The 26,315-nt window shown below is 65.5% G+C and carries 19 protein-coding genes and 1 pseudogene; 11 read left to right on the top strand and 9 right to left on the bottom strand.

Annotated features, from left to right (window positions below):
- The first annotated feature begins 46 nt into the window (after nt 1-46).
- Complete coding sequence (locus G015_RS0109930) at nt 47-583, top strand: HIT family protein (RefSeq protein ID WP_018137792.1); 537 nt, start codon at nt 47-49, stop codon at nt 581-583.
- 53 nt (nt 584-636) lie between these two features.
- Here the strand turns inward: G015_RS0109930 and G015_RS0109925 are convergent, their stop codons facing one another.
- Complete coding sequence (locus G015_RS0109925) at nt 637-1,407, bottom strand: hypothetical protein (protein ID WP_028490920.1); 771 nt, start codon at nt 1,405-1,407, stop codon at nt 637-639.
- Between the two features lie 193 nt (nt 1,408-1,600).
- Here G015_RS0109925 and G015_RS0109920 point away from each other — a divergent pair, with 193 nt between their 5' ends.
- Entirely contained in the window at nt 1,601-2,884 is a 1,284-nt protein-coding gene (locus G015_RS0109920) for a hypothetical protein (RefSeq protein WP_038050180.1), read from the top strand.
- Between the two features lie 49 nt (nt 2,885-2,933).
- On the opposite strand, the gene G015_RS0109915 is transcribed toward G015_RS0109920, so the two are convergent.
- A complete protein-coding gene (locus G015_RS0109915; RefSeq protein WP_020146631.1) occupies nt 2,934-3,353 on the bottom strand; it encodes a CBS domain-containing protein in 420 nt (139 codons plus the stop codon).
- A gap of 297 nt (nt 3,354-3,650) precedes the next feature.
- Between G015_RS0109915 and G015_RS0109910 the strand changes: the two genes are divergently transcribed.
- The 4 genes from G015_RS0109910 (at nt 3,651) to G015_RS0109895 (ending at nt 9,048) form a co-directional block, all read left to right on the top strand.
- Nucleotides 3,651-5,354 carry an HAD family hydrolase gene (locus G015_RS0109910; RefSeq protein WP_020146630.1) on the top strand — a complete coding sequence of 568 codons (1,704 nt, stop codon included), beginning with the start codon at nt 3,651-3,653 and terminating at the stop codon, nt 5,352-5,354.
- 234 nt (nt 5,355-5,588) lie between these two features.
- A complete protein-coding gene (locus tag G015_RS0109905; RefSeq protein ID WP_018994896.1) occupies nt 5,589-6,371 on the top strand; it encodes a hypothetical protein in 783 nt (260 codons plus the stop codon).
- A gap of 342 nt (nt 6,372-6,713) precedes the next feature.
- Nucleotides 6,714-7,952: an MFS transporter gene (locus G015_RS0109900; RefSeq protein ID WP_018174176.1), complete on the top strand. Its 1,239-nt coding sequence runs from the start codon at nt 6,714-6,716 to the stop codon at nt 7,950-7,952.
- Between the two features lie 157 nt (nt 7,953-8,109).
- On the top strand, nt 8,110-9,048 hold the full coding sequence (locus tag G015_RS0109895; protein ID WP_018994894.1) for a hypothetical protein: 939 nt from the start codon (nt 8,110-8,112) through the stop codon (nt 9,046-9,048).
- A 53-nt stretch (nt 9,049-9,101) separates the two neighbouring features.
- On the opposite strand, the gene G015_RS0109890 is transcribed toward G015_RS0109895, so the two are convergent.
- Nucleotides 9,102-10,226, bottom strand: a complete 1,125-nt coding sequence (locus G015_RS0109890; RefSeq protein WP_018137800.1) for a site-2 protease family protein — start codon at nt 10,224-10,226, stop codon at nt 9,102-9,104.
- A 176-nt stretch (nt 10,227-10,402) separates the two neighbouring features.
- On the bottom strand, nt 10,403-11,944 hold the full coding sequence (locus G015_RS0109885; RefSeq protein ID WP_018137801.1) for an AAA family ATPase: 1,542 nt from the start codon (nt 11,942-11,944) through the stop codon (nt 10,403-10,405).
- A gap of 200 nt (nt 11,945-12,144) precedes the next feature.
- Here G015_RS0109885 and G015_RS0109880 point away from each other — a divergent pair, with 200 nt between their 5' ends.
- The 3 genes from G015_RS0109880 to G015_RS0109870 all read left to right on the top strand — a co-directional run bounded on the left by G015_RS0109880 (nt 12,145) and on the right by G015_RS0109870 (nt 15,628).
- Complete coding sequence (locus G015_RS0109880; RefSeq protein WP_018137802.1) at nt 12,145-13,155, top strand: TIGR00341 family protein; 1,011 nt, start codon at nt 12,145-12,147, stop codon at nt 13,153-13,155.
- Between the two features lie 236 nt (nt 13,156-13,391).
- Nucleotides 13,392-14,843 carry a diguanylate cyclase gene (locus G015_RS0109875; RefSeq protein WP_018137803.1) on the top strand — a complete coding sequence of 484 codons (1,452 nt, stop codon included), beginning with the start codon at nt 13,392-13,394 and terminating at the stop codon, nt 14,841-14,843.
- Nucleotides 14,844-15,421: 578 nt separating this feature from the next.
- Entirely contained in the window at nt 15,422-15,628 is a 207-nt protein-coding gene (locus G015_RS0109870; RefSeq protein ID WP_018649446.1) for a cold-shock protein, read from the top strand.
- Nucleotides 15,629-16,226: 598 nt separating this feature from the next.
- Here G015_RS0109870 and G015_RS0109865 read toward each other — a convergent pair.
- The 5 genes and pseudogenes from G015_RS0109865 to G015_RS0109850 form a co-directional block, all read right to left on the bottom strand.
- Nucleotides 16,227-18,899 (bottom strand): AMP-binding protein, encoded by a 2,673-nt coding sequence (locus tag G015_RS0109865; RefSeq protein ID WP_020146629.1) that lies wholly within the window; start codon nt 18,897-18,899, stop codon nt 16,227-16,229.
- 392 nt (nt 18,900-19,291) lie between these two features.
- A complete protein-coding gene (locus tag G015_RS0109860) occupies nt 19,292-20,008 on the bottom strand; it encodes a nuclease-related domain-containing protein (protein WP_018993813.1) in 717 nt (238 codons plus the stop codon).
- Between the two features lie 24 nt (nt 20,009-20,032).
- Nucleotides 20,033-20,116, bottom strand: a pseudogene (locus G015_RS14250) (DUF2442 domain-containing protein); the annotation flags it as partial.
- A gap of 121 nt (nt 20,117-20,237) precedes the next feature.
- On the bottom strand, nt 20,238-22,361 hold the full coding sequence (ftsH, locus tag G015_RS0109855; protein WP_018137807.1) for an ATP-dependent zinc metalloprotease FtsH: 2,124 nt from the start codon (nt 22,359-22,361) through the stop codon (nt 20,238-20,240).
- An 82-nt stretch (nt 22,362-22,443) separates the two neighbouring features.
- A complete protein-coding gene (locus G015_RS0109850) occupies nt 22,444-24,180 on the bottom strand; it encodes an HAD hydrolase family protein (protein WP_018174167.1) in 1,737 nt (578 codons plus the stop codon).
- Between the two features lie 351 nt (nt 24,181-24,531).
- On the opposite strand from G015_RS0109850, the gene G015_RS0109845 reads away from it, so the two are divergent.
- Both G015_RS0109845 and G015_RS0109840 read left to right on the top strand, forming a co-directional pair.
- Nucleotides 24,532-24,792, top strand: coding sequence for a diguanylate cyclase domain-containing protein (locus G015_RS0109845; RefSeq protein ID WP_018137809.1), 261 nt, complete (start codon nt 24,532-24,534; stop codon nt 24,790-24,792).
- Nucleotides 24,793-24,949: 157 nt separating this feature from the next.
- Nucleotides 24,950-26,305 (top strand): MFS transporter, encoded by a 1,356-nt coding sequence (locus G015_RS0109840; protein WP_018994888.1) that lies wholly within the window; start codon nt 24,950-24,952, stop codon nt 26,303-26,305.
- The last annotated feature ends 10 nt before the right edge of the window (nt 26,306-26,315 follow it).

Raw genomic sequence — 26,315 nt, 5'->3', positions numbered from 1 at the left:
GTAAGATCGTTGACTTACAAAACAAACCGATCAACCAGGCGTTTCGATGACCAGTGCCACACCCATCAAGGATTGTTACTTCTGCCGCGTCGCGGCCGGACTGGCCGATCCCCTCATCTACGAGAACCGCTCGTTCGTCGCCCTGTTCGACACCAACCCGGTCAACCCGGGGCACGCCCTCGTCATCCCGCGGCGGCATGTGGTTTCCCTTTTCGAACTCAACGAGACCGAACAGTCGGACTACTTCGACGCCATCCATGGCGTACGCCAGGTGATCGAGTCAACCGACCTGGCCAGCCTGTACCGCAGCATGCTGGTCCGCGAGGACCTGAGCGAGCGCCCAAAGGACCATATCGAAGGCGTGCTGGAACTCCCTTTTCTGGGCAATCCACCCGATGCCTACACCGTCGGCAACAACGACGGCCGCATGGCCGGGCGGAGCATCGATCACCTGCACGTAATCCTGCTGCCCCGCTACGAGGGCGACGTGGAAGACCCCCGTGGCGGCATCCGCAACGTGATCCCGGATCGAGCGAACTACCACCGACACGCCCACCCGGGCGTTCGCGCCGACCGCGCCTGACCCAGCCACTCGATCCGCCCGTACCATGCGACAGGGGCCCGCGCCCCTGATGGTCAGTCCGGCATAACCGACTTACCGGCTGGATCAAACACCCACCTCTCCTCGCCCAGGCGAAATACCAGCTTCCCGTCGACCCACTCGACCACCTCGTAGTCTCGATGCTCTGGCTCGCGGCCCTCATGCTCGGGGGCACGCACCGGGATCGTGTTCGCTTCCACCGAGTCACCCAGCGATTCGCGATCCACGACCGTCAGCGTGCGGTCCCCGGCAGGCCCTTCCTGCGCGAACACCACATGGCGCCCATCGTCGCTCCAGGGGCCGATCGTGACGCGGCCCCCGTACTGAAACGCCGCGGGGCTCGCCTCGCCGCTGTCCACTCTTACCAACCAGCCGCCGCTGTGAGCGGCACCGCTGGTAACCACCGCCACCCAGGCATTGTCCGGGGATGCGTGGGCCTCCCGAAACCGATTCGTTGCTCCGAAGGCGTTCTGCTCGTCCACCTGGATATCGCCGGGCAGATCTTCAATGCCAAGGAGCGTGGTGCCCTCCACCGTCCGAACAGACTCCTCACCAATGTCCAGCGGCGCGAGCACCGACGCCTCATCGGCCTCTGACGGTTGATCCTCCTCCCCCGACGGCACGCAACCACTGGTCACGATCAGCGTGACGACGACGCCCGCCGCGAGCCAGGACGCGATGCGTCGAACAGAGCACCTATGTCCGAGCCGCAATGCCCCCGCACCCGATCGCTCCGCCAGCGCATCCTCTCGTTCTCGAATGTTCACCGGACCTCGCATCACTCCACCATCGACGCACACCTGCATCCGGGTCAAACCGCCCATTGCGGCTAATGCCCAAGCCCGGAGCACGTTGTCACGTGTACCCCAGACAGGCCCGCCCGCCTTGTTTACAGGTGCGGAATGTGCCGGCAGCGGCTATCTTGTTATCGCGGGACAGGGCAGTCCCGCTGTCGGGCCGGCTGTCACGAGCCCGAACAAGCAACCGCAGGGGGAGAACATGCCAGGGAAATGGATCGTGGGCGGCCTTGCCGTGGTCGCCGCGGGTATCGGCTACTACCACTACGAAATCCGCCAGGTCGAACAGAAGCTCGACGATATGGCGCAGATGCTGGAGCCGCTCGGCACACTGCACTACGCCGGGGTGACTGTCGGCCTGGGCGGCGATCTGCACGTCAACCGGCTCCTGTTCGAGCCGCGCAATACGGCGATCGGCCGCATGCGGGCCGATCGCATCACCCTGGAAACCGGCAACCTGTGGCAGCTCCTCCGGCTGCGCCACACCCTGGATGCCCGCCGTCTGCCCCGGCAACTGGGCTTTGCGGTCAACGGCCTGACCCTACCGCCCGGCCTCGCCACCGGCGCGCAGGACGGCATCCCGGCCCTGTGGCTGGACACCGCCGGCTGCGGCGCCTACCACGCGGCCCCTGCGGACGACCTGCTGGCTGCCCTCGGCTATCGCGACATCCCGCTGGACATGAGCATCCGCTACCATCTCGAGGAGGACCAGAACCGCCTGACCGTGCACAGCACCTTTGGCATGGGTCCCCTGGGTCTGGGCACATCCACCGCGCATTTCAACATCCAGGCCGCCTCGAATCGGGCCCGTGACCTCGCGCCCGCCCTGATGGCCACCTCATTGCAATCCATGACCGTGGATTACGAGGACCGCGGGTACTATCCCGCCCTGATGGAGCTCTGTGCGGCCGAGATGGACATGGAGCACCGGGACTACCTCAAGCACCACCAGGCGGCCTGGGTCGAAGCCTGGGAACCCCTCGGCCTGCAGCCGGGGCCGCTGATGATCGAGGCCTATGGCCACTTCATCCAGGAGCCTCGAGGTTACTCCGTGCGCATCGGTCCGATCGACAACCCCGCCCTGCTCTGGGCCGGCCTCGACTCCCCGACGCAGTGGCTACGGCAGGTCGAATCCAGCCTGAGCGTGGCCGGCCGGCCCTTTGGGCGCGTCGACCTGCGCCAGGTCACGCCACGCCCCGGGAGGCTCGCCGCGACACCGAACGCAGGATGGAACGCCACGCCGGCCCTGCCATCCGATTCTGCCCGCCACCCGCATTCGGCGCGGGACCCGGTGATCGCGTTGAACGCACTGGGCGACCACATCGGCCGCAACCTGCAGATCACCCTCGCCGACGGTCGCGCCCGCAACGGCGAGCTGCTCGAGATCGATGAGGGGCATATCCGCGTACGCCGCCGCATCGGCAGCGGCTACATGGTGATGCCGATCGCCCTGACCGACATCAGCGAGGTACGGCGCCTTCGTTGATGCTTTCCCCGCGGCAACACGCGGACCGCACCGGAGCAAGACCTCGACGTTACGAGGTGGACGCATCCCCTTCGCGGATGACCTCGATCAACGCATTCAGGGCGTCGCTCGCCGTAAAGATACCCAAAAGGCTCCCGTCTTCTTCATTGACGATAACGCTGCCGATCTTCTTCTCGGACATGGCATAAGCCACCTCGTCCAGGGGCGTGGCTGCCGACACCGTCAAGGGGTCGGCTGACATGATATCGGACACGCTAACCTGGCCGATGTCCTCTATCGGCAAGCCCATCACGATGCTCACATCCCGGTCGCTGACCAGCCCGACCACCGACCCACCGCGGACCACCGGAAGATGGCGGACCCCATGCTGTTCCATCAATGCCCGAAGATCAGCGATCGTCATGTCTTCGTTCGCGGTGATCGGGTCGGGGGTCGTGAACTCTTCCACCGGCACACTCTTCGACACCATGGCTCCATCTCCTGTCCTCGTCGCAAGCCAGCAGCTCCGGCTCGCCTCCATCTCTGAATCTAGCAAATCTCCGCAAGCGGTCAGGCCATGAGGTTTTGCTGCGGCTACAGGTCCGATCCCGTTATCTGTTCGCCGTTGCTCATGGATGTCATCTTCTTCGCTCTTCATCGGTTTCCAATCGACTGCCATTTCTCATGCGATCCAGAAGACCGAACTCGGCTATAACTCATTGAACGGCCTCAGAACAGGGCTGCAAACCCATTAACCGCACCGGTGCAACAGGAAGGTGGCAGGCACATGCGTTATCTCGCCCTGGCGGCAGACTATGACGGAACCCTCGCCTCGGATGATCGGGTTTCGGAGGACACCGTTCGTGCCGTCGAACGGCTCAGAAAATCGGGACGACGGGCGATCCTGGTCACCGGGCGGCGGGTGGATGACCTGTTGTCAGTCTGTCCTTGTGCGCGCCTCTTCGACCTGGTCGTGGCGGAAAACGGCGCCATTGTCTACAACCCTGCGACCCGGGAGGAAGCGCGTTATGCCAACCCCCCGCCGAAGCTGTTGCTCAAGGGTCTCCGAGAGCGCGGCGTGGAGCCCCTGGAGATTGGGCAAGTGGTCGTCGGGACTCAGGCAGCACAACGAGCGGCCGTGCAGGACGTGATCTGGGAACTCGGACTGGAAGCACAGGTGATCGCCAACCGTGGCGCCCTGATGGTCCTGCCGGCCGGCGTCAATAAGGCCAAGGGACTGGAGCGTGCGCTGCGCAAGCTGGGGCTTTCGCGTCATGAGGTGGTGGGAATCGGCGACGCCGAGAATGACCACTCGTTTCTGGACTTGTGCGAATGCTCCGTGGCAGTCGCCAACGCAGTGCCGTCCCTGAAGGCGTCCGCCAGCCTGGAGACCGCTGGCGAGAACGGGAACGGCGTCATCGAACTGATCGACGACTTGATCGCAAACGATCTGCGCCGGCTGGACAGCCGGCTCGAACAGCACCTGATCCCGCTCGGCACAGCGGCAGACGGGAGGCTGATCAACCTGTCGCCATTCGGGCACAACATGCTGGTTGCCGGGCCCTCGGGCAGTGGCAAGTCCACGTTCGCCGCGGGCATCATCGAGCGGTTAATCGAGAAAGACTTCCAGGTCTGCATCGTCGACCCGGAAGGCGACTACGGAACGCTGGCCGACGTGGTGGCACTCGGCAACCAATGGCGTGCTCCAGCCGTCACGGAGATCCTCTCGATCCTCGAGGATCCGAAGATCAACCTGAGCATAAACCTCCTTGGCATCCCGCTTGGGGACCGGCCCCAGTTTTTTGCGCAACTCATCCCCAACCTACAGGCCATGCGCGCACGCACTGGTCGGCCACACTGGCTGGTGCTCGACGAGGCCCACCACATGCTCCCCGATACATGGGGGCATACCGGATCCGCGTTGCCGAAACGGATCGGCGAGAGTGCCCTGGTAACTGTGCATCCAGAGCATGTCGCATCGGAGATTCTGGCGCCGGTCGACATTGTCATCGCCATTGGATCTTCACCCGAGGAGACACTCGCCAAGTTCGGGCGGGCCACGGGCAGAACGGTCCCGTGGTCCGACAGCCTGACACGAGAGCCGGAGCAGGTGATCGCCTGGTTTATCGATGACCCCCCGTTCGCCATGCGCCCCATGCCCGGGCGCGCAGAGCGCGTGCGCCATCATCGCAAGTATGCCGAGGGCGACCTGCGGTGGCACAGCTTCTATTTCCGAGGGCCCGACAGCCGCCACAACCTGAAGGCACAGAACATGGCCATCTTTTGCCAGATCGCCCAGGGCATCGACGAACAGACTTGGCTATTTCACCTGCGCCGCGGTGACTATTCGCGCTGGTTTCGGCACGCGGTCAGAGACGAGTTCCTGGCGGATGAGGCACAGCGCGTCGAGCAGCGCACCGACCTGGCACCGGCACAGACGCGCCAGATGATCACCGAACTGGCGCAAGCCCGCTACACCCTGCCGCCATGAGCCGGCGGGACGGCCGGCGCAAGCGCACCACCAGTCGCGTCAGGCTCGAGCACGTCAGGTTTCTTTCCAGACAGGCGCTCGGGATCCGGGAATGCTGCGCTCGCAATCGTATAACTGACTGTTTGTTCTTGCTTCCCCTTGGTTGGCATGGGCTTCGCTTGGGCCGTGTCGTCGGGCGTTGGTGGCGGATTGGAGCCGCTCAAGGCCTGGCCAGCCAATCCAGGGAACCTATTGATGAAACGCGCCCACAATCACAGCCGCTTCCTCTTCTTCCTTGTCGGCATTGCGCTCGCCGCCTCCGGCTGTGGCCAGCCAGACGAAGCCGATGCAGCCAATGCGGCGGATCCGGAGGATGCAGAGGAAACCCGCAGCCTCGGCCCGCCCAACCCCTATCTGAAGAACCTGCCCGAACTCGAGCAGGCGCGCTTCGATGAATCCGCGCAGTTACAGCAGGAACTGCGACAGATGCAGGCCACCGACTGGGAGCAGGCCGAAGCGTTCCGCAGTCACGTCGCCGAAAGAGAACGGCAATGGGACGAGAAGATCTCCGCGTACGTTCACACGAACCTGGTGGGACAAACCATCCCATTGACGCCGATCGACGCCAGGCCATACACCGTTGACGAGCTCAGGATCGAAGGAAGAAGGCCCATGCCGTTCAATCACCTGATCCTGACCGGAACAGCCACGCTGACGCAGGACCTGACCGAACCGGACAGCGACGAACCTGCCCCGCCAGCCTTCACCCTGAGGGGGCCGCCGATCATCGGTGCGGGGGATTTCCTGGATCACCGAGGCCAGACGCTTACCCTGTTCGTCCAGGCAGCGGACCTGGATGGCAACAAGATCCCCGCGATCAAGGCACGACTGACATCGACCGGGACTGCACAACGCGAAGAGCTCGTCGCAGGCAAGACGTTCGAACTGCAGATGAGTGTCGACCGGAGCGACGTCGCCCGACTGCGCAGCTTCGGCCAGTTTGTGGAAATCACGCGAGAAGAATTCGACGCCAGGTGAACGCGCGCCGACATGCTCGTTGCGGGTCGCACCAATACACGGGCGCCCTCTTCCTACGCCGGATCACTGGACGGCAACACGGGCTGTTGGGCTGACCAGAGCCCCGCACTCGACGGGATGGGTGCCCGATCCACATACACCGGCTGTGCCGGGGAGCCTGTACCGGCTCTTCCTGTGCCAGCAGAGCAACTGGTATAGCCCGATGCCGCCTCTCGCAGCCCCGCCAAGCCCTGCCACTCCGGCAAGCCCACCGCCTGAACGGTATCCACCCGATTTGACTATTGCGCTGTCCCGCGCCAACCCTTGCCGGAGTCCTTCCGGAAACCTTGGCAGGCGGCCCCCATGACCGAGACCTCGGACATACGCAGAAAGGGCTTCATCGCCCACATGGCGACCGTCTTCATCAATGCCCTCAACGACAACTTCTTCCGGCTGGTGGTCATTTTCATCGCCATCCGCCAATTCGTCGCCGAGGGGGAAGGCACCTTCTACTACAGCCTGGTCGGCTTCGTTTTCCTGCTGCCATTCGTGCTGTTCTCGCCCTGGGCAGGCTATATCTCGGACCGCTACAGCAAGAAGGCGGTGATCGTCACCACGCGTCTGGCCGAGGTCGCGGTACTAATGGCCGCCGCGCTGATGCTGATCACCGAAAACTTCACCGGCTTGTTGGTGACGACCTTCCTGATGGGCCTGCAGAGCACGTTCTTCAGCCCGTCCAAATTCGGCATCCTGCCGGAGATCGTGCGCTACCAGCAGCTCTCGCGCGCCAACGGGCATATCCAGCTGTGGACGTTCCTGGCCATCATCCTCGGGACAGCTCTGGCCGGCTTCGTGATGGAGTTCGCCCGCGAGGACCTGTGGATACCGGCTGCACTTGTCGTGGCACTGTCCATCACTGGCCTGGTGACAAGCCTCTTCATCACCCCGACCGTGGCCACCGACAACCCCGCGCCGTTCCGACTCAACCCGTTTGCGACGATCGTACAGTCCATCAACGAGATTCGCCCGCATCGAGTCCTGTTCCTGGTGATTCTCGGCATCGCGTGGTTCTGGGCGCTGGGCACGCTGTACCAGCTGAACGTTCCCCTGTTCGCAGAAATCCACCTGGAGCTCGGCGAGCTTGCAACCGGCATCATCCTGACCACGCTGGCGCTGGGCATCGGTGCCGGCAGCATCCTCGCCGGCTATCTCTCGCGTGGGACCATCGCCATGCACCATGCCCCGGCCGGAATGATCGCCGCAGCCCTGCTCAGCGCACTGCTGTACTTCGCCGCCGACAGTTACCACGCAACTCTGGTGCTCATGGCCCTGCTGGGCGTCGCCTCCGGCTTTTTCATCGTGCCGATCACGGCCTACCTGCAGGGCCACAGCCCCGCCGAGCGACGCGGCCGCTTCATCGCCGCCAGCAATTTCCTCGCGTTCGCCGCGATGCTGGTGGCCCCGGTACTGTTCTGGCTGCTCACCGGCCCGGCAGGCATTACACCGGCACTGGTCTTCGTGACCGGCGGGCTGGCTTCGCTACTCGTCGGCCTGACGGCCTGGCGGCTGTATCGCCGGCACCAAGCAGAAGCGAATGCCTGACACCGCCAGACATCGGCATCGAACTTCGAACATCTGGCCCTGCCGGTTCTTCCAGTCAGCGTGACCCGACCTCATTCGTGCTTACCGCGTCGCACAGCAGGTGCTGGCACTTTCCGCCGGCCTTGACCAATCTCACCGTATGGACACGGAACAACCCTTGCGCCTCCACCTGCCGCCGGAACGGTCGCCCCCGCGGCGTAGCCGCCTGATTTCAGCCGTGCTGGCCCTGGCGGTACTCGGCAGCGCGTGGGTCCCGGCGTCTGCCCTCGAGTACGGACCACTGCCTGAGCGAATCGAGGACGTAACCGCGGGCATCGAGCGCACGCCTCTGGATGCCGAACCGATACGGCTGGACTCCGATCAGCAAAACGACACCGTCATGGTCCGGGTGGACGCCATCCTCGACCATCCCTTCCATCAGGTGTCCCAGGAATTCCACTCCGCGGCCGTATGGTGCGACTCCCTCTTCCTGCATATCAATGTGAAGGCCTGCGTCCACCACGGGGACGGCGAGCGGTCCGGCATCGAACTCTACATCAGCAGAAAGCGCTTCCAGCGCCCGGAAAACGCCTATCGGGTGGACCTGGACTTCCGGGTGCAGATCGCCGAGGAGGACTATCTGGCCGTGAAACTCGCAGGGGACCGGGGGCCCTACGGCACCCGCGACTACCGCATGACCCTGGAGGCCGTACCTCTGGATGCCGAGCGGACCCTGATCCACGTTCGGCATGCCGTTGATTACGGAGCCCTGGCCCGGGGCTTCCTGAACCTCTATCTCCGCTTCGGCGGCGGGGATCGGGCCGGCTTCACCGTGGTGGGGGAGGATGATGCCGGAAGGCCGATCTACGTCGACGGTCTGCAAGGTGTCATCGAGCGCAACGTGATGCGCTTCTACCTGGCATTCCAGGCCTATCTGGAGAGCCTTGAGGTCGCGGAAGAGGATCGTCTGGCGTTCCGCATGGCGCGCTGGTTCGAACTTACCGAGCGCTATCCCGAACAGCTGCGGGAGCTGGACCAGGACACCTACCTCCGGCAGAAGGAGATGGAATGGCGCGAACAGGAGAGGCTGCAGACACAGCGCGACCACCGCAATTGATCCTCCATCCGCCTCCTCGGGCTCCCTGAGGACAACCTATTGAGAGATCGCACCTAACGCTGGAGCTCCATGTGGATCTCGATCGTGCGCAGGAGCTGCTGGCGATCGATCCAGCCGATGGCTCGACCGGATTCATCCATCACCGGGATCTGATTGAGGTTGTGTTCGCTCATGACCTGCAGGATCTCCTCCGCCTTCGTGTCGGGCGCGACACGGCTCAGCGCATCCACGGGGGTCATGATCGCGGCGATCCGGGTGGTCGGCCACCGCTCCCGCGGCACCTTGCGGCTGTCGCTGAGGGTCACCAGTCCCTGAACCCGCTCCGCATCGCCCACCAGAAAGGAGCGGCGCCCACCCGGCAGAACAAAACGGTCAATCCACTCCTCGACCGATACATCCTGGCCGACAAATGGCGGATCCGGGTTTGCCAGATCCCGCGCACGGACATCCACCAGCCGCTCGCGCATGTCATACATCCGCCCCTGCATCTCGGCCATGTTCAGCAGGAACCAGGCGATCAGCATCACCCACAGGCCCCCGATCAGGTTGCCCAGCACCACGACGTTCCAGAAGGCGAAGCCGAACAGGAGGTAGGCCACCATCCGCCCACCCCGTACTGCGGCCTCGATGGCCCTGCGCGGGTCGCCCGTCAACTTCCAGATCACTGCCCGGAACACCCGCCCGCCATCCAGCGGAAAACCCGGGATCAGATTGAAGATGGCCACGATCATGTTGATCAGCGCGAGCCAGCCCAGCGCCACCGGTACCGGCTCGAACCAATCCGCGGTGAGCAACGCGAGCCACCAGAAGAGCAATGCCAGGGCCGCACTCACCGCCGGCCCGGCAATCGCTATCCAGAACTCGTCCTCTGCCCGCTCGGGGTCTCGCCCCATCTGGGCCAGTCCCCCGAAGATGAACAGGGTGATGGACTCCACCGGCACACCACGCCGCAGCGCTACCATGCTGTGGCCCAGTTCATGGGCCAGGATGGAAGAAAAGAACAGCAGGGCCGTCACCGCCGCGGTGCCAACCGCCATCGCCAGGCTCCACTCCGGATACTGGTGATAGAAGCCGGTGCTCATGCTCGCCAGCAGCAGGATCAGGATGAAGATCCAGCTGATGTGGATCTGAATACGGATGCCACTGACATGGCCCAGGACTAGGACGGTCTTGAACATTCTTTGGCTCCTTGCATCACAGTACCGCTACCGGCCAGCGTGACCGGTGCCGCCTCACTCGACCGGGCTTCTGACGTGCCGACCGGCCCTGTGAAACGCCCGTCCGCCTCGATTCCCGGCCCCACCGCGGACCCCCGCGCGGTCTACCCCATCCATCCTCTGTGACCGCTACTGACTCAATGCTCCTGCCGTGGCGCCTTCGGCGCACTGGAGGCCACGCTCCCCGCCGCCTCCGTCCTGGAGGCATTGATCGCACGCTGGAACACCCAGCTCTTGATCTCGCGGATCTGCTCCACCATCGTCCGCGACAGCGGCACGGTGTTGATCACGTTGCGGATCACGTCGCGCTGGTTGAACACCCGCCCCTCCTGGTAGGCGTCGATACGCGCCGACTTCACCGCCTGTTCGATCTCCGCCCCGCTCCAGTCCTCGGTGCTGGCGGCCATGTAGTTCAGGTTGAACTCCTCGATGTTGCCACCGTAGCGCTCGACATGAATCCGCAGGATTTCCTTGCGCTCCTCTGCCTGTGGCAGGTCCAGGAAAAACAGCTGGTCGAACCGACCCTTGCGCATCAGCTCGGCCGGGAGCTGATGGATGCGGTTCGCGGTCGCCGCCACGAACACCCGGGGCGACTTCTCCTGCAGCCAGGTTAGAAAGCTCGAAAAAATGTTCACGTTACCGGCGCTGCCCGGTGCCTGGCTGTCGAAGCCAAAGGCGTTCTCCAGCTCGTCCACCCACAGCACCATCGGCGCGATCTCCTCTGCAATCCGCGTCGCCCGGGCAAAGGCATACTCCGGCGTGCCAAAGCTGCCGGACAGCACCAGGCTCATGTCCAGGCGCACCAGCGGCAGGCCCCAGGCGGTCGCGATCGCCTTCGCCGCCATGCTCTTGCCGCAGCCGCTGACCCCCATGAACAGCACGCCGGCCGGGAGTGGCACGTTGTCGCGCCAGGCCTTCTCGGTAAAGAGGTCCGCGCGCGTGCGCACCCACTCCTTCAGGTTCTCCAGCCCGCCGATGTCGTCCAGCGAGCGCTGCGGCGGGTAGAACTGCAGGCAGCTCTCCTTGCGCAGGATCTGGCCCTTTTCCTCCTGGATTTCGGCCAGCATCTCGGCCTCGCCCATCGGCTTGCCGCCAAACAGCCGCGCACTCAGGTGCCCGACCTCGTTCAGCGACAGCCCGCGCATCCCGGCCGCCACGCGAAATAACTGCTCGCGCGGGACCCCGGACGCGCCGCTCGCGGCCTCCAGCTGCTCCAGCACCTCCTCCTCCGACGGCAGGTCAACCTCGATCAGGAAGACCTCCTTCTTCAGGATCTCCGGCAGCTTCAGCAGCGGACAGCTGAGAAACACCACGTCGCGGCTGTTCTTCAACCGGTAGTACAGGTCGCGCACCCCGCGGACCAGCGCCGGGTTGCCCTCGAACCCGGTGGGCAGATCCTTCAGCAGCACCATGCGCGGGCCTTCGGTGCGCCCCTTCGCCACACGTGCCACCGCCTCCAGCGGATCGGTCGTCAGGGCGTCGGGGGCATCGCTGTCGAACCCTGTACCCGCGGACCACACTTCCAGGTGCCCGTCCTCGCCGTAGTACGAACGCGCGACCGCCCGCAGCAGCCGCTCCATGCGGTCCTCGTCCCACCCTTGCAGGTAGAACACCGGATAGTGCGACTTGAGCCCGCGCAGGATCTTGCGCGCCGTCTGATTCTGAAGCGCCGTTGCCATTCACTCCCTCCGTTCCCAACACCGGCTCCTGCCTGCGAATGCCACAGACCCGTGACGCCCATGTTGTCGACTTCCCCGATCCGGGTCCACGCATAGTTTGAGCGATGCTGCGTGCCCCGTTCGCGCATGCCCCCGGTTCTCTTGCCGCGCCCGGCAGCTCCAGCCCCCCCTGCTATGATGCCGGAAGCAAAGGGGGGCCCATGAGCAGCAAGATCATTGAAGTCGTCGGCCCGGCCGGGCATCTGGATACCGTACTGGGAATCGCCGACGGGCTGGCCATCGATGTCCTCTGGCACGGGGTGGACGAAAACCGTGACCGCATGGCCGTGCACATGCTGGTCAGCACGGATTACCGCCAGCGCCTGCTGGACGACCTCTATCGTGTGCTGGGCGCGGTCGAGACCGCGCGCATCCTGGTCCTGCCGGTGGAGGCGGTCCTGCCCGACCCGTTGCAGGACTCCACTGCCGACGATAAGGATGCTGCACGCACCGGCAAGAAGGCCCGCGCCATCTCGCGTGAAGAGCTCTATACCAACGTGGCCGGGGGCGCCGACCTCACCGGCCAGTTCGTCCTGTTGACGGTGCTGTCCACCATCGTCGCGGCCATTGGTCTGCTGGAGGACAACGTGGCCGTGGTGATTGGCGCGATGGTTATCGCTCCGCTGCTGGGTCCCAACCTGGCACTGGCGCTCGGGACCTCCATGGCCGACACGCGGCTGATCGGACGCTCCCTGCGCACGAACGTGGTGGGACTCGGCGGGGCCATCCTGATCGGGATCCTGCTCGCCACTGTCATGTCGGTGGACGTCGGCGCGCGCGAACTGCAAATGCGCACCCAAGTCGGTCTCGACTCGGTCGCTCTCGCCCTTGCGTCCGGAGCCGCCGCAGTGCTGTCGCTCACCACCGGCCTGCCCACGGTTCTGGTCGGCGTGATGGTGGCCGTCGCCCTCCTGCCGCCGGCTGCTACCGTTGGCATCATGCTCGGCTCCGGCGAGTTCTCCGCCGCCTACATGGCCTTCCTGCTACTGGCGGTCAACGTGGTGTGCGTAAACCTGTCGGCCAAGCTCGTGTTTCTCTATCAGGGCGTGCGCCCGCGCGGACGCGCTCAGCGGGAGGCCGCTGCGCAGAGCATGGCCGGCTATCTGCTGCTTTGGGCCGTCACCCTCGCCCTGCTGGTGTTTCTGATCCTGGAAGCCGACATCACACTGTAGGCCGCTCCAGCCTCATCGGCATCTGAAACACGATAACCCGCTGCATTCAAAGTCTTTATTCAGAACCAACGCCTCCAAAGGGGGAGGCATTGGTCGTCCTTTTCTGGGTGCGCCCGCCCGTTTCATGCCTGCCCTGCTACAACCTTGCTTCTGGTTTAACTCATGCTTGCCCCGACCGGACTTTCTGGCATTCTGACAACATGGAGCGTGATCACTCGCCTGGCCAGGGGGCATCGATGGCGTATGAAGATCAGGACCCGTTCAACGCGCTGATCGTCGACAACGCAGCGGTCTGGATCAATTCACTGGATGTGGACGGCCGCATCACCTTCTGGAACCGTGCGGCCGAACAGATCAGCGGCTACTCCCGCGAGGAGGTGCTGGGGCACGACCGCGTGTGGGAATGGCTATATCCCGATCCCAACTACCGCGAGGCGGTCTTTGCCCGCGCGTGCCAGATCATGGAGCGGGGCCAGGGCCTGCAAGGGTTCGAGAGCACGATCCGCACCCGCACCGGCGAGGACCGCACCCTGGAGTGGCACTCCGAGCAGCTGTTTGCCGCGGACGGGCAATTGCTTGGAGCAAGCGCGGTCGCCGTCGACATCAGCGACCGCCGCCGGCTGGAGGCGGCCCACGATCGGCAGTATCGCCTGCAAGGCATGATCGCCGAGATCTCCGCCGCACTGATCAACATCACGGCCGGAGACGTCGACCGGGTGATGGAAGAGAGCCTGGCCCGACTGGGAGTCTTCTTCGGCCTCGGGCGCGCCTACGTGTTTCGCTTCGACCTCCCCGCCCATCAGATGAGTCTGGTCAACGAATGGTGCGCCCGCGGCGTACAGCCCTACCGGGAGCACCTTCAGGCGATTCCTCTGCAAGAACATAACTGGGTCACCTCACAGGTCCTCGCAAGAAAGGTCGTGCACGTGCCAGACGTCGACGAACTGCCGGCGGAGGCGGCGGTGGAACAGGAGGAGTTCCGCCGTGAGGAGATCCGCTCCCTGCTGCTGATCCCCCTCGTCAGCGACCAGAACGCCTTCGGCATGCTCGGGTTCGATGCCGTAGAGGCGCCGCATTGCTGGACCGACGACCAGATCACCGCGCTGCGGCTCGTCGCCGACATGATCGCCGGCACCCTGGCACGCAAGCAGGTGGAGCAGGAACTGGCCCGCCAGGCGCGCGTGGACGGGCTGACCGGCCTCGCCAACCGACGCGAGTTCGACCACCAGCTCGAGCGGGAATGCGCTGCCCGGCGCGAACGCTCCCTCTCGCTGTTGATGATCGATATCGACCACTTCAAGCCGTACAACGACGCCTTCGGCCACCAGGCCGGGGATGACTGCCTGCGGGCAGTCGCCGACGTCATCCGCTCGGTACTGAACCGCCCCGCCGATGTCGGCGCCCGCTACGGTGGCGAGGAATTCGCCTGCGTATTGGCCGACACCAACCCCGAGGGCGGGCTGCGGGTCGCCGAACGCATCCGCGAGGCGGTGTACGGGCTCGACCTGAAACAACCCGACACCGACGAAGGACGCGTCACCATCAGTATTGGCGTGTGCAGCGTACACACCCGGTGGCCCGTGGAGCCCAGGGCCCTGCTGCGCCAGGCGGATGAGGCGCTCTACCGCGCCAAACGCGCCGGCCGCAACCGGGTCGAGACACTGACGCTACCCGAGGCCTCCTGGTAGCGCGGGCACGCCCCTCGCCGGGCGGCTCGCTCAGCTCGCGAAGGTTCGCATCGGGGTCGCCCCAGGTGCCGCGCACATGACCCGAGCGCAGCCACCGCTCGATAGGCGGCAAGTCGTAACTCGTGACCGCGTGAAGCCCGACATTCATGACAACTCCCCCGCAATACTCAGCCAATTGGAGCTGTCCGGATTGTTCGGCTCCAGGGCTCCACAGGCGCCGGGACCATGACTTCAGCGGAACGCCCGTTCTCCTTGCCACGTCCTGCAACTCGGGCATCTTCTTGGCGCAATCATGGGTGCCCCCTTCGTCGCCCTTCTTCGGTTCGTAAATCATGCGACTGCGCGGGCGTTCCGGATCCAGGCGTAATCGCCCCGCTTCCCGCGCGAACTGCTATAAAACAAGCAAGGGCGACATCCCGCCCCACCCGCGCCAGCAGTCGCGCTGACTGGCAGGCCCTTGCCCTACTCTCGCGGCACAGGGACTGCCGCCAGACAGACACTGCAGCGCAGCACCGTGTCGACGGACTCGGCCGGAAACGCCTGTCCGCATCGACTCCAATCGCAAGGAGCAGGACAGAATGGCTACCGGTACAGTGAAATGGTTCAGTGACGAAAAGGGCTTCGGTTTCATCACCCCCTCGGATGGTTCCAAGGACGTATTCGTGCATCACAGCAATATCCAGGGCAGCGGCTTCAAGACCCTCGCCGAGGGACAGAAAGTCTCCTACGAGGTAGAACAAGGCCCGAAGGGCCCGAGCGCGACCAACGTGATGCCCGAAGCGTAGGCACCAGTTTCTGCAAACGCCCAGAAAACAAGGCGTAAAGGGCCAGCTCCTCCGCGCGTAGAGGCAATCGGGCCTGGCCCCGAACAGGGCAGCCCGGGAGAACGCCTCAGCAGGTCATCGGTGTCCGGGTCGTGTCCTGAGCAAGCAGCGTTTCCCTGGAAACCATGCGTGGCCGTTTTTAAGGCACGAGCCCGTGCCATCGGCCGCGACCACGGCATCCTCGACTAACGGGGACAAAAGTCTGGTCCGGCATCCCGCCCGGTTTCCTCTTCGTCCTGCGCGCCGTGCTAAAACTCATGGGTGCCCTCTTCCTGGGCATCGCTCCGACCCATTCAATGTCTGATAGCGGCGCCACCGGACGGCCCAAGCGACCTACAGCCACCCCTGCCCCAGGCACACGCGCAGGAGCCCAGCCGCCCTGGACGATGCGGCGCCGGACACACCACTCAGCGAGCCAAGTCATGGGTGCCCCCTACTTCGCCATCCCCCTTCTCGACTGGTTTCCCGAGATTCTCCCAACGTTACCGTGGTCCGACCCCGTCATTAATGCGTGTGGCACGAGATGCCCCCTTGGCACGGCCTCGCCGCGTGCGCGCCCCTACCGATTGTCTTCGGCCGCGGGCTCCCCTCCCAGCTCCCCGAGTGCGGCCTGAAGGGTCTGCACGATCTCGCGCTCATTCTGGCCGCAGGCATCGACCGAAATCGGCTCGCCAATGATCACGCGCACCCTCTTGCCAGGCCGCGGGAAGATCCGACCCGGGGCCATCACCTCGCGTGTACCCTCAATCCATATCGGCACCACCGGCACGGGCTGTGCTGCGAGCACCAGCCCGATGCCGGGCCGCAGGCGCTGGAGACTGCCGTCCGGGGAACGCTGCCCTTCCGGAAACCAGACTAGGCTGTGGCCGCGCCGCACCGTGGCGGCGGCCTGCAGGAGACTGCGCCGCGGTGCCGCGGCGGGATCGACCGGCAGAATGCGCGCGACGCGGCTGAACGCGCGGGAGAACCGGTTGGAAAACAGATAGGCCTCCAAGCCCGCCCAGTACAGCGCTTCCAGGTGTCGCGTGCTGAACGCCGGCAGCAACGCCAGCGGGTCCACGAAGCTCAGATGGCGCGGTGCAAGGATATGGGGACCCGCATCCGGATCGGGGAGTCGGCCCCGCACCTCCACGCGCATCAACAATCGGCTCAGCAGCCGCGCACCTCCCAGGAGCAGACGCCCGGCCACCCGGCCGGCCGTCCCCGGCGGCTCCAGAGCACTCTGCTGAGCAGGATCGAGCAAAGACTCGGGATCCTGGAGCTGCTGCTTGAGCTCCCCTCGCCCTTCCTTCGCCTCCGCGGCTCCGGCCGCCTCCTTCAGCAGGTCGCGCACCGTCTCCACGCGCTCGATCGCCGAATCGTCGAGGTCGATGCCCGCGCGGTCCTCCAGCGCAAGCGTCAGATCCACCCAGTTGAGCGAATCGATCCCGAGTTCGTCCGCCAGCATGCTGTCCGGCGTCAGACGCAGGTCATGAAACCGTTCGGCAAGATAGGCCCATGTCTGCTCCGCTGCAGGATCCGACAGCAGCTGCTGGTCTTCCGGCGCCCAGGATTCGGGCGAAACCGGCTCCGGCAGCGCCTCGGAGACCGTGTCCTCCCGGCCCAGCTCCTCGAACAACTCTTCCAGCTTGTGCCGACGCAGCTTGCCCAGGCGCGTGCGCGGCAACGGGTCGAGCGCAACGCGCACCGTGCCCGGGCGATGATGGCTTGGCAGTTCCTTCGCCGCCCGGTTCACCGCCTCCCTCAGGCGCTTCTCGAGATCGTCGCCGGTCACCTCGCGCAGCAGACCCGATTCGGGCACAACGACAGCGGCCAGGCGATCTTCGTGCGCCAGAATACCGGCCTCGCGTACGTCCTTGATCGTCTTCAATGCATCTTCCACCCGTTCCGGATCAACGTTCTCGCCGCCCGAGAGGACGATCATCGAAGATTCCCGCCCGAGCAGGTGCAGGTAACCGTCATCGTCGATCTCGCCGGTATCGCCGGTGCGGAACCAGGCGTCTTCCTCCAGGACCTCCTGGGTCTTGTCCGGCAGGTTCAGGTAGCCGGAGAACACGTTCGGCCCGCGCGCCATCACCTCGCCACGCCCGTCGCCAGACTGCGAATCGTCGATCTTGAGCTCGACTCCGGGCAACGGCAGACCGGCGGCCTCGATTTTGAGCCGATCCGGCGGGTTGTAGGTCAGGATCGGGGAGGTCTCGCTGAGGCCGTAGCCGGTCGCCACCTCCCAGCCCAGCGCCTGCAGGTTGCGCGCCAGCTCCGGATCGAGCGCCGACCCGCCAGCGACGACCAGCCGCAGGCGCGGGGCCAGGCGACTGTGCAGGCCCTTCAGCAGCCTCCGGCCGAGGTTGAGACCGAGCCGGCGGCGCGCCAGCCTGGAGACACCGATGATCCGCCGGAACACGAACGCCGCCAGCCCGCCGCGCCCCGCGACCCGATCTTCCAGGGCCTGCCACACGGCCTCGTACAACCGCGGCACCCCAAGCATCACCGTGGCCTCGCCCTCGCGAAGCGCGCGCACGATCTGCGGACCCACCAGCGAGAACGGCACGATGATGGTCGCGCCCAGGGTCAGCGGAATCAGGATGCCCACGGTAAACGGATACACATGGTGAAACGGCAGGGGCACCAGAACCCGATCGCGATCGTCCGCGAGTTCCTGGCCGCACAACGCCTCCACGTTGCTGCTCAGGTTGGCATGCGTCAGCGGGACCCCCTTCGGCGGCCCCGTGGTGCCGGAGGTATAGAAGATCGCCGCGATATCATCCGGGCCCGCAACCGGGTCTGCCGGCGCCTTCGCGAGAAGCCCCTCCCAGGCATCCGCAGCATCGGCGTCCGCATCGAACCGGTAGATGCGTACCTCGCCAAGGGCCTCGGGGAGCCGGTCCCTGAGCTTCGTGGTGGTAAAGATGAAACGCGGTGCGGAATCCGAAATCGCGTGGTCCAGGTCCTCGCGCGGCATCTGAGTATCCAGGGGCACCAGGACCGCCCCGGCATTCATCACGCCCAGGGCCGACACCACCCACTCGGCGCTGTTGGGAGCCAGGATCAGGACCCGGTCGCCCTGCTCGACTCCGGCCTGCTGCAGCCCGGCCGCCAGGCGCCCCGCCCGTTCGAGCAGTTCCCCCCGAGCGAGGGCATCGGAGCCATCGCGGCTCATGGAGACGACTGCGTCGTGGTCCTCGCGAACGGAACGGGAAGACAGCAGTTCCCCGATGGTTTGCGCACTCATCCTGAACTCCCCTGTACCGGAGCCGGCTCCCCCCGCCAGGCCGTGAGGCGGCGGCACGGTAGCCTCGCCAGCAGGGCCTCGCGGTGTCCATCACTGCATCGTCGAGGCATGATTCGCCGTCTCTGTCATCCCCTCGAGTCTGGGAGCATAGAACACAGAGGAGGATCCCGAGTTTCACAATCCCCGTTCTGGCCGGGCTGACGAGTGCGCCAGGTCCTCAAGGCCCCCGCGCCTTGATGACGCCGCAGAACAAGAAATCATGGATGTCCCCTTCTGCCCGCCACCGAACAGAAGATTCGTCCACTCATGCAGGAACTCGTCACCGGCGAACCGGCCGAGGAATAACCGCCCGCGCGGGACCGGCCGGCCCTGTCCGGGGCACGCCCCCGCCTTCATCCCTTCAGCGCCGCGATGGCCCGAACCGTGTTCTCCTTCACCGGGCGCGGGCGCTCGGGGCGGAAGCTGCGGATGTACTCCACCAGCTCCGGCCCCGTCAGCACCGGCACCGACAGCTCGCCCGCACGCCCAAGCGACACCTCCGGGTGCGTGAACAGCACGATCGGCTGGATCCAGCGCTTGGCCTTGCGGCCCTTCAGGTACTCGCTCAGTAGCCACACCTGCTTCTTCACCTGCCGCACCGGGTTGCGCATCTGCTTGGTGTAGCGGCTGCCGCGCCGCCCGGTCTTGCTCACCGTCCATCGCGAAGCCTGCTCGTCGCAGTCGATGGCCCCGCTGTTGTGCTTCACCTCGATCACGAACAGCGCCTCCGGCCCCACCACCACCAGATCCGCCTCCGCCACGCCGGTACGCGAGCGTTCATCCGGCAAATCCACCTGGTTGAAGACCGTGAACGAGCCGGGAAGCTCCGCCAGGTACTCCAACGCCGCATCTTCGCCCCGCGCACCCGCCTCGATGACCGCGCTGCCGCCAACCAGGCCCACCAGCGCGACCACCCCTGCCAGTGTGATCAGGCCCACCAGCGGATGCACGAAGAACCCACCGAGCGCGACCGGCAACCCCAGGAGCAGCACCAGGTTGCGCCCGCGCCTCTGGATCGCCTTCGACTCCTCAGTCAGACGGTTTGCGGTGACGTAGCGAGTGTCTGCCATTAGCGTTGGGGTGTTGAGGACTTAAGGTTCGGGTGTTCGACGGCCATCCATCAGACCATGCTCGGTGAAATCCACAGACGCAACACGCTCATCCGCGTTCGTGGCCAAAGAACCTCATTCCAGGCCTCCAACAGCCCCGGCTGCCGACCCTCGAAAACTTGCCGAATTTGCCACGATTCGTGCTCCGCTCTCTCAGGATCGTGCTTGCACGGGGTCGGGGTTGCCTGTCTCAGGGGGTGCCAGAGACTCCGGTGTTGCCGGACTTTTCGGCTGCGGGCTGCCCCGGCCCGTACTGGTCGACGATCGCCTCGATCTCCTCGCGGGTCAGGGTCTCGTGCTCTTCCAGCGCGCGGGCGAGGGCATCCAGGGCGTCGCGGTGATGTTCCAGCGTGGCGCGGGCGTTGCCCTCAATCTCCTCCAGCAGGTCGCGCACCTCTTCGTCAATCAACGCCGCGGTGGTCTCGCTGTGTTCGCGCGGGCGCGCGATCTCACGCCCGAGGAACACATGCTCCTCGCTCTGCGGCAGCGACACCGGCCCGACGCGCTTGCTCATGCCCCAGTGCGCCACCATCCGCCGCGCCAGCTGGGTCGCCTGACGCAGATCGTTCTCCGCCCCGCTGCTGACCTCGCCGAACACCAGCGACTCCGCCAGCCGCCCGCCGAACATCACGCCGATCCTGTCGCGCAGATAGGACTCGTTGTAGGTGTGGCGTTCCTCGTCCGGCACCTGCGAGGTCACGCCCAGGGCGAACCCGCGCGGGATTACCGTGACCTTCTCCAGGGTGTCGGCATGCGGTAGCAGATACGCCAGCAGCGCATGCCCGGATTCGTGATAGGCGATCACGTGGCGCTCGCGCTCGGAGATCTTCTCCTCGCGCTTCTCGCCCAGCATGATGCGGTCGCGAGCATCGAAGAAACAGGCGCGATCCACCTGCTTCAGACGGCGCCGCCCCGCTAACAGCGCCGCCTCGTTGACCAGGTTGGCAAGCTCCGCGCCGGAAAAGCCGATGGTCGAGGCAGCAACCTGGTCGAGATCGACGTCGTCCGCCAGCGGCACCTTCCGGGTATGCACGCCGAGAATCGACCGGCGCGCCTCGCGGTGCGGGTTTTCGAGGGTGATCTTGCGGTCGAAACGCCCGGGGCGCAGCAGCGCGGCATCGAGCACGTCCGGGCGGTTGGTGGCGGCCAGCACCACCACCGACTCCTCGTGCTCGAAGCCGTCCATCTCCGACAGGATCTGGTTCAGGGTCTGCTCGCGCTCGTCGTGTCCGCCGCCGACGCCGGCCCCGCGCGAGCGGCCGATCGCATCCAGCTCGTCGATGAAGATCACTGACGGCGCGTTCTCCTTGGCCTGGCGGAACAGATCGCGCACGCGCGAGGCGCCGACGCCGACGAACATCTCGATGAACTCCGACCCGGTCACGGTGAAGAACGGCACCCCGGCCTCCCCGGCCACCGCGCGCGCCATCAGCGTCTTGCCGGTGCCCGGCGGCCCCATCATCAGGATGCCGCGCGGGATGGTGGCCCCCAGGTCCTTGAAGCGGTCCGGCTCCTTGAGGAAGTCGATCACCTCCTGCACCTCGCGCTTGGCGTTGTCGCAGCCGGCCACGTCGTCCATGCGCACGCGACTCTTCTGCGGCTCCACTCGCCGCGCGATGGACTTGCCGAACTGCAGCGGGCCGCCGCCCACACCTGACATCGCCCGTTGTTGCATGCGAGACCAGAACCACACCAGCAGTCCAAGCAACAGCAGCAAAGGGAGAAAACCCACCAGCAGTGCCTGCCACCATGGCGGGTCCGCGGCCTCAGCCGAGATCTCCACCCCGCGGTCTTCCAGCTTGCGCAGCAGCTCCTCGCCGGTCAGCTCCGGGGTGAAGGTACGGAAGTGCCCGGGATCGTCGATGCCCAGGTCCTGGCGCCCGACCACAGTCAGCGTGCCCTGCACCTCGTGGCCGCGCATCTTCACCTCGTGCACCTGACCCTGGTCCACCGCGCGCACGAACTCGCTGTAGGTGAGTTCCGCTCGGTCCGGCTCCTGCACCAGCGTCAGGAGCTGGAACAGCACCAGTACGCTGATCGCGATCCACAGCACGAACAGCCACTGTGGCCGCCCACCCTTGTTGCCCGGGCCGTCCGGTTCGGGCCCACCCGGGCCGGGACCGAGGTCGGGGCCGCGACGCGGTGGCATGCCGCCAGGTGAGTCGCCGGGTCGCTCCCCGCGCGACGGCTCGGGCGAGCCTCGGTCTTCCCGGTCGCGGTCTTCCGAGTCGCGATCGTCCCCGCCGGGGTGTCCCGGCTCCTGGTCCTCCTGGTCCTCCCGGTCACGATCTCCGTTGGAACGATGGTCAGTCATCTCGTCCCTAGGGGGCGGACTCGCAAGCACGTCGGAGAGGATCATCTGGGTTCGTTGCATGTCCCGCGCACCCGGCATTCCCTTAAGCCTCATGCCTGAATGCATAGCGCGACTGGACGGCCTCGATGATGGCTTCATGGATGTCGGCTATGCGCCCCGCCCGATAGGCGTCCTCCAACTGACGGATTCGGGCGGCCAGGGGCCGATCTCCGAACACCCCCTCGATCCAGTTCGAAAAGTCGCGGCGCTGCAGGTGGCCATGGAACCGCTTGGGCTCCATCCACGCCAGCGTGTCCACAAACTCCTTAAGCGTATGGGCGCGCTGGCCTGACGGGTGGCCGTCTGTCGAAAACACAAACGCGTGATGCGCGGCCACCGGGACATCGATGTACTTCATGCGATGGCGGACGTGGGGTGTCAGGCGCTCGGCCAGACGCATGATCCGCAGCCGGCCTTCGGCCTCCTCTGGCCCCGGCAGGAGGGCGACCTCATTGACCGCCAACCCCGCCAGGAGGCTCTTCCATTCCTCCAGATCCACCGATACCCGGGCGGCCCTTGCCAGGGCGGCCACTTCCTCAGGATCGGTCGCCCTCGAGACCAGCATGACGTCGGCCACCTGCAGGACATCGGGGTGCAGCTGTGATGCCCGATAGGTCACCATCGTGCAGCCTCCCGCCCCCACGTCCAGCAGCGACATGGCCTGCGGGTCGCAAAGAAAATAATGCGCCTCATCGACCAGTACCCGATGCGGCAGCCCGGTACTGTGGCGCACCACTTTGATCTCCGGAAGAATGTCTCTGAGGTAATCGAGCTTTTCCAGATGAGAAAGCTGCGACAGGTTAAGGATGACGCTGCGGTCCGGATACCGCAGCAACCGCGTCAGCTCATGCGGCTTGGGCGGCGGATCATCGCCGCCGGTCATCAGCACCCGGGGCAGCCCCTCCAGGCCGGCATAATCGCCTTCAGGGTCAACGATGCACAGACTGTAGCCATGCAGGATCAGCTGCTCGCACACCAGACCGGCCACCCATGACTTTCCGGATCTCGGATCTCCGCTGATAACCACGTTCCGACCCGACACCGCCAGCGACACGTCATTGCCGCCACGCGTCGTTCCCAACACCAGTCTTCGACGGGGATAGCCCGAGCGGAGCGTGTCCGGCCCCTCCAGAATTGCATCGATGTAGTCGGCCACCGCGGCCGGCCCTTTGCCCGGCAACACCTCGTCGGCGATCGACTGGAGCGCGGCACTGCCCCACTCGACCGCCACTCCGACCTCGGCGCTGCGAAGCAACTCATGATCGTTCTCCGCGTCGCCGATCGCCAGGACGTTATGAGGAGAGAGGCGAAAGGCCTCAAGGGCGACCGCAAATCCCGTGGCCTTGCTGATCGCCTGGGGCAGGATCATCATGCGCCCGCGATTGAACAGGATCGCCAGCGGTAGCTCGAGCCGCCGGATCAGTTCCAGGGCCTCGGGGGCAGCGGACGCGGCGGCCTCCACCACAACCTCGCCGCACTTGAACTCGACGCTGCGCTCACTCAATCCATCGAGAAACGCCGGCGGCGGCGGTTCGTGCAAGGCCGTCGAGCGCCCGCTCCGGGGAAAGGTGATTACTGCGCCGTTTTCACCGACGACCGCTTCGGCGAAGGTGAGATCGCCAGCTAAATGCCGCAGCTCACCAATAATCCGCCCCGTAACGATCAACACCACCAGGCCAGCCGAACGCGCACGCTCCAGCGCCCCGCGCACGGCAGGGTTCAGCCGCCCGTCCTCGGCGATCGTCCCATCGTAATCCAGGGCCAGGGCTTTGAGTTTCATGGGGTTGCGGAACCATAGACCGAATCCGAGGGAACACCCGCCTGACAGACGCATGCAAACGAGAACGGAGAGATCGGAAACGACCCAATCATCTCTTCATCCCTCGGTACCCCGAACACATGGGAGGGAGGCATTCGTGCCTCGCCATTATGTTTCCAATGTAGACGATGCCGCGCTTCAGTGCCGGTCCGGGCCGGTGATCCTGGCCCCCATGTTCACCGCTTGGGACGGACCAGGGAGAAGGGCGTCGATGTCCCCTTCTTGTCTGGATAGATCCCTTGCGCCCGGCCGCGTACGGCCCAGCGGAGATCGGAAACCGCTCCGTGCCGCGCAGCGGAAACGAAACAAAACATGGGTGTCCCCTTCTTCCGGCACGGCACGGGTCCCCGAGATGCCGAACAGCTGCGCTCGCGCTTCGAACGCGAGCCCCTCCCCGACGACGGCTCGGGGCACCCCCCTGTCCCCCTGACCGTCTCGATCGGCATCGCGAGCCAGATCCCAGAGAGCCCGGAAGCGCTGGACACGCTGCTGACCCGGGCCGACGATGCCATGAGCACCGCCAAGCGTCATGGCCGCAACAAGGTCGTCCTGGCACCATCACAACGATACTGACCGCCCATTGAGTACGCCCTGCACCCGCCCGGCTCGTAACATCAAGAAATTCTAGTTGCCCCCTACCCTAGGTGGTTCCCCGGCCTGGCTCGGCTTGTCGGCCGGCCCGGGGCTGGCACAAACTGCCTGTATCGCCCGCCCATCGAGACCCGACGCGTTGGCCCGCCTGCTCATCCCCATCGTCGCCCTGCTCGCCTCCGTCACCATCCTGGTGATGGGCAGCGGCCTCATGGGGACGCTAGTCAGCACACGCCTGAGCCTCGAAGCCATCGACCCCCAGCTCAAGGGGCTCATCATGTCCGCCTACTACATCGGGCTGGTCATCGGAGCCCAGCAGGGCGACTGGGTAATACGGCGCACCGGCCACATCCGCGCCTTCGCGATCTTCGCGGCGATCGCCACCGTCGCGATCCTCCTCCTGGGCCTCCATGTTGACGTCTGGGCCTGGTTCGCTCTGCGCGTGGTGATCGGGTTCTGTCTCGCAGGCGCCTACCTGGTGGTCGAAAGCTGGCTCCATGCCCGCACGGAGAACCGAACGCGCGGTCGAGTCTTTTCGGTCTACCAGTTTCTCGCCTACCTGGGGCTGGCCGCCGGCCAGCCCCTGCTCAACCTCTACGAACCCGTCAGCACCGAACTCTTCATGGTCGTGGCGGCACTGTTTGCCCTCTGCCTGGTGCCAGTGGCCCTGACACGCACAGGGATGCCGCAGGACACCCCTGGCCACAAGCGCATGAAGTTGCGCCAGGTGGTGACCGCCTCGCCCCTGGCGGCAACGGTCTGCGTCGCCGCCGGACTGGTCAGCGGCGCCGCCTTCACGCTGACGCCAGTCTTCGCCCTGCGCATGGGCCTCGACATCGCTGGGGTATCGCTGGTCATGACCAGCCTGATTCTCGGTGGAGTGGTGCTCCAGTGGCCGATCGGCTACTTCTCGGATCGCTTCGGCCGCCGGACGCTGATGATCGTGGTCGGTGGTGGCGTGGCACTGATATCGCTCGCGCTCGTCGCCACCATCGGCGCTGTCCCGCTCTGGGCCATACTCACACTTACAGGGGTGTTCGGCGGGCTCGCGTTCACCCTTTACCCGCTGGCCGTCTCCCACGCCAACGATGTCCTCCAGCCCAACGACTTCGTGGCAGTGACCGCGGCCCTGCTCTTCCTCTGGGGCCTGGGGGCCGTCGCGGGCCCGATCCTCGGCGGGTGGGCCATCGCCTTGCTGGGCGGGCCCGGGCTGCTGGCCTACATGGCCACCATCGGCGCGCTGGTCGCACTGATCGCATTGCTGCTCAGGCGCGACACGGCCGAGGCCCGAGAGCCCTTCCGCACCCTCACCCGCACCACCCCGGTGATCCACCATCTCGACCCGCGGGCGCTGCCCCAGACCGAAGGCGAGGCCGAGGAGGAAGCTCGCACGCAAGCGTCAGACAACCCGCCGCCGAAGGGCCCACACGGTCACTCACCTTCTTCGACAGAACAGCGGGGACAGGGCGGTTTTGGTGGCACGGGACCTCCCTGAGGCCGAAGAC

Origin of the sequence: Thioalkalivibrio sp. ALJ15 (genome assembly GCF_000383695.1) — a bacterium.
In the GTDB taxonomy this organism is placed as follows: Bacteria; Pseudomonadota; Gammaproteobacteria; order Ectothiorhodospirales; family Ectothiorhodospiraceae; genus Thioalkalivibrio.
This window is presented reverse-complemented; position numbering and strand designations above follow the sequence as displayed.